The sequence below is a fragment of the Pseudomonas sp. AO-1 genome (assembly GCF_019775695.1).
Lineage (GTDB): Bacteria > Pseudomonadota > Gammaproteobacteria > Pseudomonadales > Pseudomonadaceae > Aquipseudomonas > Aquipseudomonas parakoreensis.
Genome location: NZ_CP079947.1, coordinates 3,804,138 through 3,813,943, shown reverse-complemented (window position 1 = coordinate 3,813,943; position 9,806 = coordinate 3,804,138). Strand labels below are relative to the sequence as shown.

The 9,806-nt window shown below is 60.1% G+C and carries 10 protein-coding genes; 7 read left to right on the top strand and 3 right to left on the bottom strand.

From position 1 onward, the window contains the following. Positions 1 to 22: 22 nt before the first annotated feature. The 3 genes from KVQ82_RS17500 to KVQ82_RS17490 form a co-directional block, all read right to left on the bottom strand. Positions 23 to 364 (bottom strand): type II toxin-antitoxin system RelE/ParE family toxin, encoded by a 342-nt coding sequence (locus tag KVQ82_RS17500; protein ID WP_222019420.1) that lies wholly within the window; start codon positions 362 to 364, stop codon positions 23 to 25. Next, a complete protein-coding gene (locus KVQ82_RS17495) occupies positions 297 to 491 on the bottom strand; it encodes a stability determinant (RefSeq protein ID WP_095136765.1) in 195 nt (64 codons plus the stop codon). Before KVQ82_RS17495 ends, KVQ82_RS17500 begins: the two co-directional genes overlap by 68 nt. 254 nt (positions 492 to 745) lie before the next feature. After that, complete coding sequence (locus tag KVQ82_RS17490) at positions 746 to 1,693, bottom strand: transporter (protein ID WP_222014833.1); 948 nt, start codon at positions 1,691 to 1,693, stop codon at positions 746 to 748. 210 nt (positions 1,694 to 1,903) lie between these two features. On the opposite strand from KVQ82_RS17490, the gene KVQ82_RS17485 reads away from it, so the two are divergent. The 7 genes from KVQ82_RS17485 to KVQ82_RS17455 all read left to right on the top strand — a co-directional run bounded on the left by KVQ82_RS17485 (position 1,904) and on the right by KVQ82_RS17455 (position 9,709). Next, on the top strand, positions 1,904 to 2,941 hold the full coding sequence (locus KVQ82_RS17485) for an AraC family transcriptional regulator (RefSeq protein ID WP_222014832.1): 1,038 nt from the start codon (positions 1,904 to 1,906) through the stop codon (positions 2,939 to 2,941). 229 nt (positions 2,942 to 3,170) lie between these two features. Then, positions 3,171 to 4,058 carry a Dyp-type peroxidase gene (locus tag KVQ82_RS17480; protein ID WP_222014831.1) on the top strand — a complete coding sequence of 296 codons (888 nt, stop codon included), beginning with the start codon at positions 3,171 to 3,173 and terminating at the stop codon, positions 4,056 to 4,058. Positions 4,059 to 4,085: 27 nt separating this feature from the next. Then, on the top strand, positions 4,086 to 5,054 hold the full coding sequence (locus KVQ82_RS17475; protein ID WP_222014830.1) for a Gfo/Idh/MocA family protein: 969 nt from the start codon (positions 4,086 to 4,088) through the stop codon (positions 5,052 to 5,054). Between the two features lie 262 nt (positions 5,055 to 5,316). Beyond that, on the top strand, positions 5,317 to 6,069 hold the full coding sequence (locus tag KVQ82_RS17470) for a GntR family transcriptional regulator (protein WP_222014829.1): 753 nt from the start codon (positions 5,317 to 5,319) through the stop codon (positions 6,067 to 6,069). Beyond that, positions 6,066 to 7,796 (top strand): fumarate reductase/succinate dehydrogenase flavoprotein subunit, encoded by a 1,731-nt coding sequence (locus KVQ82_RS17465; RefSeq protein WP_222014828.1) that lies wholly within the window; start codon positions 6,066 to 6,068, stop codon positions 7,794 to 7,796. Before KVQ82_RS17470 ends, KVQ82_RS17465 begins: the two co-directional genes overlap by 4 nt. A gap of 25 nt (positions 7,797 to 7,821) precedes the next feature. Beyond that, positions 7,822 to 8,067, top strand: a complete 246-nt coding sequence (locus tag KVQ82_RS17460) for a ferredoxin family protein (RefSeq protein WP_041062341.1) — start codon at positions 7,822 to 7,824, stop codon at positions 8,065 to 8,067. Between the two features lie 238 nt (positions 8,068 to 8,305). After that, entirely contained in the window at positions 8,306 to 9,709 is a 1,404-nt protein-coding gene (locus tag KVQ82_RS17455) for an ABC transporter substrate-binding protein (protein WP_222014827.1), read from the top strand. The last annotated feature ends 97 nt before the right edge of the window (positions 9,710 to 9,806 follow it).

The following is a 9,806-nucleotide window of genomic DNA, read 5'->3' as shown; positions in this document are numbered from 1 at the left end:
CGGCCTTTTGGCCGCCCTTTTTTTATGTTGATGAGGTTCGTGGGTATTGTCGTCGGGTGTGGACTAACGTCAGTATTTTGATGCGCCCGTTCACTCGATAGACCAGCAGATAGTTCGGATTGACCACCATTTCCCGAGTGCCTGGCACTCGACCGGCCCGGTAACCATAGGGGATTGATGAAAGCCTTTGCGTTGCTGCACCAACCTTGTGCTGTAGAGCCACTGAAGCGTTGGAATTGTATTGTTCAACGTAATCGATAATGTCAGCCAGATCGTTCAGAGCTTGATCGCTCCATTCAAGCAGCAGCGCGGCGCTTCCTGCGCATCTCTTCCAGCATCTGGTCAAGCATTGCCATAGCTTCATCATGGGGAATGCCAGGGCTGGGGTCATCGAGTGCCTCCTGCACCTTGGCACGAAACCAGCGATCGTAGCTCTCTGCCTCTTCTTCGGATTCGAAGTCAGAGTAAAACGGGGAAAGCAATAAGCTCATAGTGATCTCCGTGATCAATCTCAGCAGTTTAAGGGGGGAATGGCCCATTGTCGTCACTGGCAGACGATGTACCCCATGAGCTCTCGAAGAACCATGGGATAACGAAGCCCAGTATCTGCATGCGCCCCTTTGGAATCTGCCGGACGCTTCCCTCCGTTGTCCGGCAATCTCGACCGCCGTTGTAGGCCTATTCCTCCACTCTGTTTTTCAGGTTTCCAGCCTACATATCCGCGCGCACCTTCCTACAAATGCACTCAGAACGCATACGGAATACTCACCTTCGCCCACAACATTTCCCCCTCCGGCCGGTTCTCCACGTCAAATTCCTTGGCCCAGCGAATCTCCGCGCTGGCGTATTTGAGGAAGGTGAAGTGCAGCGCCGGGCCAATCGCGAAGACCTTGCCGCGTACGCCGTCGTCCACATCCTGCCCGGCGAACTGCACGGTATGGCCGTACTGTTTGTCGTCGGTGGTCTGCTTGAGGTAGTAGCCGTTGATACCGAACATCACATCGTCAGTGATCTTGTAACTGGCCGAATAATCGAAGTGGAAAATCTGTCCGGACTTGTAGTCGGTGTCCTTGTTCTTTTCGTTGAAGCTGTAGGTGGTCTTGAGTGACACCTCGGTCTTGTCGGTCGGCAGCCAGGTGAACGAGAACAGCGGCTTGTAGGTGTAGAAATTGTTGCTGGTATTGGCCAGCCGATCGACGCTGTATTCACCGGTGGGCACCGTGATTTCCAGGGCGGCGCCGAGGGTCAGGTTCTTGCTCATGTCCCACAGGATGATCGGTGCAATCGTGGTGTCGCCCATGCCTTCGCGGGTATCGCTGAGACCGAATACCGACACTTCCTGCTTCAACCAGGGCTGGGCGATGTAGCCGGCCAGGCGTCCGCCGAACACGCGTACCGGGCTCAGGTAATCGATGCGTGGAATGACCGCCGTGGATTCGATGTCGACATTCGGCACCTTGCCGCCCAACGAACTGATGTTGAGCTTCGTCGACTTGTAATGGTTGTAGTAAAGGTTGAACGCAACCATGTTCTCCGGAAGGCTGTCGACCTCCAACGGCAGCATGAAGAACCCGTCGGTGCCGGGGCCGATGTTGTCGACGCCGGCTTCGGTGGCCAGGGCCGACAGGGACGCGGTGCAACCGAGCAAAGTCAGTGCCAGACGCAAGGGGAAAGTGGCGCGGTTCGGGCTCATGGCTGTCCTCATTATTATTGTGGTGGGACGTGGCGCCGGTACGCGGAACGTCCGGCACCATAGAAATAAGCGCTAGAGGCCCGACGGGGCAGGGTATTGGCGGACAGTTAGGGGGACTTCTGCGGACAGTCGGCCAACCCTGTGCTAACTTCCTTCGACATAACCGGTTACAAAAATAACAATCAAGCGTGATCCGGAATGTCAGCTCCCATGAACGTAAAAGTCCAAGACCCCACTTTCGAATTGGCGCTGGTCTCGCCGTTTCTCCTGCAAACCCTTGCCGAAGTCGTACACAACAAAGGCATCGACCCCGGAAGCCTGTGCCGTGGCCTGGGCTTCACCCTCGAAGATCTGCAGGATCCGGCGCAACGGATTTCCTATCGCCAGGCCGTAGCGATGATTCAACGGGCGCTCAAGGTGTTGCCCAATCAGGGTTTGGGGCTGTGGGTTGGCGCGCAGAATGTGCTGGGTACGCTGGGCTTGCTCGGGCATGTGCTGTCGCTGTGCAAGACCTTGCGCGATGCCTTTGCCCTCGGTATCCGCCACCAACACACCTCCGGCGGGATCGTGGTGTCCAGCGTCGATGTGGTGGGTGATCAGGTGCACCTCGACGCCGAGTGCCGCTTGCCGTTCGCCGACGTTCAGGTGTTTGCCGTCGAAGAGTTTTTCGCCAGCCTGCTGGTGTATGGCCGAGCCTTGGCCGGCAGTGAATTCAAGCCGATTGCCGTGGAGTTTGTGCACGCCGCGCCGGATTACCTGAGCGAATACCACCGCTTGCTCGGGCCCGATGTGCGCTTCGGTTGTCTGCACAATCGTATGTTGATCGATGTTCAGTGGCTGGACGTCAACTTGCCCAATCATCATTCGCTGGCGCTGCGCCAAGCGGTTGCATTGCTGGAGCTGGAAGCGGCGCAGGTGCACCAGAAACTCGATTTGATTCAAGCCGTGGAACGGGCGATTGCTCGGGACCTGAGCCGGGGCAGTCATATCGAAAAAATCGCCGGCGACCTGAACATGAGCAGCCGCACCTTGCGTCGGCGCCTCACCGAGCATGCGCTGACCTTCGAGGCGCTGCTGGAACAGGTGCGGCAGGCGCGGACCCTGAGTCTGCTGGCGAATCCGGACATGCCGATTGAACGCATCACCGAAGAAGTCGGCTACAGCGACGTGCGCAGCTTCCGTCGGGCGTTCAAGCGCTGGACCGGGATGAGCCCGAGTGCGTGGCGGCATGACACATCTCCTGCCTGAACACGAACACTGTGGCGAGGGGATTTATCCCCGATCGGCGGCGCAGCCGTCGCGAATTCTGAAAGCTCGGTATTTCAGTAGTCCGAGATTGCAGGGTTGGGGCCGCTTCGCTGCCCATCGGGGATGAATCCCCTCACCACAGGACTCTGTGAACTCCGATATTGGCGTCTCAACCCCACAAACCCTCCGGCCACAGGTAAACTCCCGCGCACTTTCCCAAGGAGTTCACATGAGTTACTACCAGCCGGGCATTCTCGCCACCCCCGTTCCTGCACAAGCGCGCCACCTGTTTTTCGCCCTGGCGTCGGTTGAAGCACTGCCGCAGGCGATCGACAACCTGCTGAGCCTGGTGGACGGCAAGTCGGCGGTGGTCGGTTTCGGTGAATCCCTGACCAAGGCGCTGAACGTACAGATTGATGGTCTGCGCAGCTTCCCGGCCATAACCGGCGTCGGCGTGGAAAACCCCTCGACCCAGCACGCGCTGTGGGTCTGGCTGCACGGTGACGACCGTGGCGAACTGCTCAACCGCTGCAACGCCGTCGAGGCCGCACTGGCCCCGGCGCTGCGCCTGGTCGACATGCAGGAAGCCTTCCGCCACAAGGACGGCCATGACCTGACCGGCTACGAAGACGGCACCGAAAACCCGCACGACGAAGCCGCCATCGCTGCAGCCTTGTTGGGCGAGGGCGCAGAAGGTCTGGTCGGCGGCAGCTTCGCCGCGATCCAGCAGTGGCAGCACGACCTCAAGGGTTTTCATCAATTGTCCGGCGAAGACAAGGACAACATCATGGGCCGTCGCCTGAGCGACAACGAAGAGATCGACGATGCGCCAGTCTCTGCCCACGTCAAACGCACCGCCCAGGAAAGCTTCGCCCCCGAAGCCTTCGTCGTGCGCCGTTCGATGCCATGGATTGAAGGTGACCGGGCCGGTCTGATGTTCCTCGCCTTCGGGTTCTCGCTGGACGCCTTCGAGGCGCAACTGCGGCGCATGAGCGGTCTGGAAGACGGTATCGCTGATGGTCTGTACCGCATCAGCCGACCGATTACCGGCGGCTATTACTGGTGCCCGCCCATCAAGGACGGCCACCTCGATCTGCGCGCGCTGCGCCTGGGCTGAGGTTTTGCAAGCACGGAGGGTTTGACCATGGACGTGGTGCGTTGGGGCATGATCGGCTGCGGCAGTGTCGCCGAGCGCAAGAGCGGGCCGGCCTTCTACAAGGCCCCGGGTTCGGCGCTGGTGGCGGTGATGGGCCGGCGCCTCGAAGCGGTGAGCGATTACGCCGCACGTCATGGCATCGCCCGGGTCTACACCGATGTTGACGCACTGATCAACAACCCCGAGGTGGACGCGGTGTACATCGCCACGCCACCCGATAGCCACCACGCCTACAGCATGAAAGTCGCCGCCGCCGGCAAGCATTGTTGCGTCGAGAAACCGATGGCGCTCAACGCCGGGCAAAGCCGCGAGATGCAGCAGGCGTTTGCCGACGCCGGTCTGCACCTGTTCGTTTCCTACTACCGCCGTTCGTTGCCGCGTTTTGCTCAAGTGCGGCAATGGCTGGCGCAGGGCCGCATCGGTGAGGTACGACACCTGAGCTGGACGCTGACCAAAGCCCCCTCGGCGGCCGATCTGGACGGCAGCGCCAATTGGCGAACCGACCCGAGCGTCGCCGGTGGCGGCTACTTTGCCGATCTGGCCAGCCATGGTTTTGACCTGTTCCAGTACCTGCTCGGCGACATCGTTGAAGTCGCCGGTTTCACCGCCCGGCAAGCCGGGTTGTATGCGGCGGAAGACGCGGTCAGTGCCAGTTGGCGCTTCGCCTCCGGAGCACTGGGCATGGGCTGTTGGAGTTTTGTCGCGGATCGGCGCGAGGACCGGGTGGAAATAATCGGCAGTCAGGGGCGCATCGCGTTCTCCGTGTTTGACGAACATCCGGTGCAGCTATTCGCCGATGAGCAGATCAGCCTGGAGATCCCGCATCACGAGCACATTCAGTGGCACCACGTGCTGGGCATGAATGCGCATATTCGGGGCGATTCGCAGCATCCGGCCGTCGCCGAGCAAGCCGTCAAGACCGACTGGGTGATGGACCAGATCCTTAAACGGCAGTGAATTTTCTCTGTAAACAGAACCCCTGTGGTGAGGGGATTTATCCCCGATCGGCTGCGCAGCAGTCGTAAACCATGCGCCTCGATCCGTCAGGTAGATTGCATCAGCCGGGTCAGGGCCGCTTCGCAACCCATCGGGGATAAATCCCCTCGCCACAAAAGTCCCGGTCAACCTGTGTCTAAGGTTATGCCCAAACAATATTTCTCAAGCTTGTCATAACGTCTCTAAGATCACGTCATAACTCGTTATAACAAGTGATCCCGTGATGACCGATAACGTACTGTCCCTGGCAAGTGTCCCCTTGCACACCCAACTGCGCGATGTCCTGCGCGCACGCATTCTTGACGGCGAATATCCGCAAGACAGCCAAATGCCTTCCGAAAGCGAGCTCGGCGCGCTTTTCAAAGTCAGCCGCATCACCGTTCGTCAGGCACTGGGCGATCTGCAGAAAGAAGGGCTGATCTTCAAGATCCACGGTAAAGGCACGTTCGTCGCCAAGCCGAAAACCTTCCAGAACGTCAGCAGCCTGCAAGGCCTCGCCGAGTCCATGACCGGGCGCGGTTACGAGGTGATCAACCGCCTGCGCAGCTTCAAATTCATCCCTGCCGACAAACGCGTGGCCGAGCGCCTGCAGGTCGCGGAAGGCGAGACCGTGGCGCAGATCAAACGCGTCCGCCTGATCAACCGCGAACCGATCTCGCTGGAAATCACCTACCTGCCCAAAGCCATCGGCGAACGCCTGGAGAAGGCGGATCTGGTGACGCGCGACATCTTCCTGATTCTGGAAAACGACTGTGGCATTGCCCTCGGCCACGCGGATCTGGCGATCGACGCGGTACTGGCCGACAGCGATTTGACCCAGGCGCTGAACGTCGAAGCCGGCTCGCCCATCATGCGCATTGAGCGCCTGACCCACAACGCCGACGGCCAGCCGCTGGACTTCGAGCACCTTTACTACCGTGGCGATGCCTTCCAGTACCGCCTGCGGATCGACCGGCAAAAAGGGGAGCAGGCATGACGCGCAACACGTTGGAACAGGAGTACGACATCGTCGTGATCGGCGGCGGCACTGCCGGGCCGATGGCCGCGATCAAGGCCAAAGAAAAGAACCGTGATTTGCGCGTGTTGCTGGTGGACAAGGCCAACGTCAAACGCAGCGGTGCGATCAGCATGGGCATGGACGGCCTGAACAACGCGATCATCCCCGGGCACTCGACGCCGGAGCAGTACACCAAGGAAATCACCATCGCCAATGACGGCATCGTCAATCAGGCCGCGGTGTACGCCTATGCCACTCATAGCTTCGAGACCATCGAGCAACTGGATCGCTGGGGCGTGAAGTTCGAGAAGGACGAAACCGGCGATTACGCGGTGAAAAAAGTCCACCACATGGGCGCCTACGTGCTGCCGATGCCGGAAGGGCACGACATCAAAAAAGTCCTTTACCGCCAGTTGAAACGGGCGCGGGTGAGCATCACCAATCGCCTCGTTTGCACCCGTTTGCTGACCGACGAGGAGGGCGCAGTCAACGGGGTGATGGGCTTCGATTGCCGCACCGCCGACTTCCATGTGATCAAGGCCAAAGCGGTGATTCTCGCCTGTGGCGCGGCCGGTCGCTTGGGCTTGCCGTCCTCGGGTTACCTGATGGGAACCTACGAAAATCCGACCAATGCCGGCGACGGCTACGCGATGGCGTATCACGCCGGGGCCGAGCTGGCGAACCTGGAATGCTTCCAGATCAACCCGCTGATCAAGGATTACAACGGCCCGGCCTGCGCCTACGTCACCGGCCCGCTCGGTGGTTACACCGCAAACAACAAGGGCGAACGCTTCATCGAGTGCGACTACTGGAGCGGGCAGATGATGTGGGAGTTCCACCAGGAACTGGAAAGCGGCAACGGCCCGGTGTTCCTCAAACTCGATCACCTGGCCGAGGAAACCATCCAGAACATCGAAGAGATCCTGCACAGCAACGAGCGTCCGAGTCGCGGCCAGTTTCACGCCAATCGCGGCACCGATTACCGCACGCAGATGGTCGAGATGCACATCTCCGAGATTGGTTTTTGCAGCGGCCATTCGGCGTCCGGGGTGTGGGTCAACGAGTGCGCCGAGACCTCGGTCAAAGGATTGTACTCGGCCGGTGACATGGCCGCCGTGCCGCACAACTACATGCTCGGCGCGTTCACCTACGGCTGGTTTGCCGGGCACAACGCGGCGGATTTTGTTTCCGGGCGCGAGTTCTCGGCGCTGGATGCCGCGCAGATCGAAACAGAGAAAGCGCGGGTCTACGCGCCGCTGGATCGTGAGCACGGTCTGCCACCGGCGCAGGTCGAGTACAAGCTGCGACGCTTCGTCAACGACTACCTGCAACCGCCGAAAGTGACCAAAAAAATGCTGATCGGCTTGCAGCGCTTCAGCGACATCGAACGCGACCTTGAGCAGATGAAGGCCAACAACGCCCACGAATTGATGCGCGCCATGGAAACCAGCGTGATCCGCGACTGCGCCGAAATGGCCGCGCGCGCCTCACTGTTCCGCGCCGAGAGTCGCTGGGGCCTGTACCACTATCGCGTCGATCATCCGCAACGCAATGACAGTGAATGGTTCTGCCACTGTCACCTGAAAAAGGGCGAGGACGGCCGGATGACCAGTTTCAAGAAACCCGTCGAGCCTTACATCATCGCGCTCGATGCCGAAGACATGCAGGCTTACGACCGCTTGCGAGTGGGCGCTTTTGCCGCTTGATGCATCACCAGAGAGAGTCCGAACCATGGCCTATCAAGCCCAGGAAATCTTCTTCCGCTCCAACGCCCCGGTCACCGTGGACGAGGACAAATGCATCGCCGACAAGGGCTGCACCGTGTGCGTCGACGTCTGTCCGATGGACCTGCTGGCGATCAACCCGGCCACGCAAAAGGCTTACATGGCGTTCGATGAATGCTGGTACTGCATGCCGTGTGAGAAGGATTGCCCGACTGGCGCGGTGAAAGTCGAAATCCCCTATCTCCTGCGGTGACTGGGCGGACGCCATCGCTGGCAAGCCAGCTCCCACAGGGATTTGTAGTGAGACACGGACTTTGCAATCACAGAGAAATCTGTGGGAGCTGGCTTGCCAGCGATGAGGCCCGCCTGGACAACACAAAAGCCATCCGGCATACCCCGGACGCTGGAATAACCGAAACCCCTCGTTTCCCACCGCGCCCTGATCGCGGCGGAGACGAACATCCTATAAATGATTCGAGGGGAAACACACCATGTTGCGTGCAGCACTCGCCGGTCTGGTACTGGCCTCATTCACCCTGTCGGCCTCGGCCGAGACCATCCGCATTGCCATCGGTACTCAGGACACCACCATCAACTGCGCCGCTGGCGGGCTGTTGATTCGTGAACTCGGTCTGCTCGACAAATACCTGCCGCACGACGGCGCCTACAAAGACGCGAAATACGATGTGCAGTGGAAAAACTTCACCAGCGGTGCGCCGCTGACCAACGAGATGGTCGCCGGCAAACTCGATTTCGGCGCCATGGCCGATTTCCCCGGGGCGTTCAACGGGGTGGCGTTCGAAACCGCCGGCAAGCACAGCCTGTTCATCAGCGTCCTGTCGGGCAGCATCAAGGGCAGCGGCAACGGCATCGTGGTGCCGAGTGCCTCTGGGGTGCAGGCGCTGAGCGAACTCAAGGGCAAGACCATCTCCGTGCCATTCGCGTCGACCGCCCACGGCATGTTGCTGCGCGCGGTGGCGGAGCAGGGTTGGGACCCACTCAAAGACGTCAACATCATCGCCCAGCCGCCGGAAGTCGCCGGCTCCGCGTTGCAGGCCGGCAAGATCGACGCCCACGCCGACTTCGTGCCGTTCGCCGAACTGTTTCCCAGCCGTGGTTTCGCCCGCAAAATCTACGACGGCGCCCAGGCCAATGCGCCGACGTTCCACGGCGCGCTGGTCGATCAGGCTTACGCGAAAAAATACCCGGAAATCGTCGTCGCCTACCTGCGCGCAAGCATCGAGGCCAACCAGTTGCTGGCTGCTGAGCCGGAGAAGTACAGCGAGCTGATCGCCAAGGTCACCGGCGTCGATGCCGAGGTCAACTACCTGTTCCACGGCCCGCTGGGCGTGCAGACCCGCGATCTGAGCTGGAAGCCGGAATACCGCCAGGCGGTGGGCACGGCGATCGACACCCTGAAACTGTTGAAAAAGGCCGATCGCGGCCTCGACCTCAACACCTTCATTGACGATCAGTACATCCGCGCCGCCTTCAAGGCGTCGAACCTGGACTACACCGCGCAACTCGCCAACTACGCGCAGATTCCGTTGAAAGCCGTGGATGCGGCGACTGGCAAAGCCATCAAGGACTTTAGCCACGTCGCCGAAATCTGGGTGCGCGGCGAAGACAAAGTACGCCAGTACACCTCCGCCGAATCCGCTTTCACTGCGCTGGCCGCATTGAAACAGGAAGGCAAAAACATCCGCGCGGTGTATGCCCAGGCCAGTGACAGCGGGATCAAATTGCTCGCCGATCAGGCGTGGTTTGCCAGTGATGCCAAGGGCCGCCTGAGTGCGTTCCTGCTCAAGGGCCAAGCGCAGCAATATGCGGCGGCGCAGGGCGGCAAGGTTTTCGACTTTACCGATGCCACAACCCAAGCCGTAGCTGCCCGCTAACCCGAGAACACCTCGGTCACTGTAGGAGCTGCCGAAGGCTGCGATCTTTTGATCTTGCTTTTTAAAATCAAAGTCAAAAGATCGCAGCCTTCGGCAG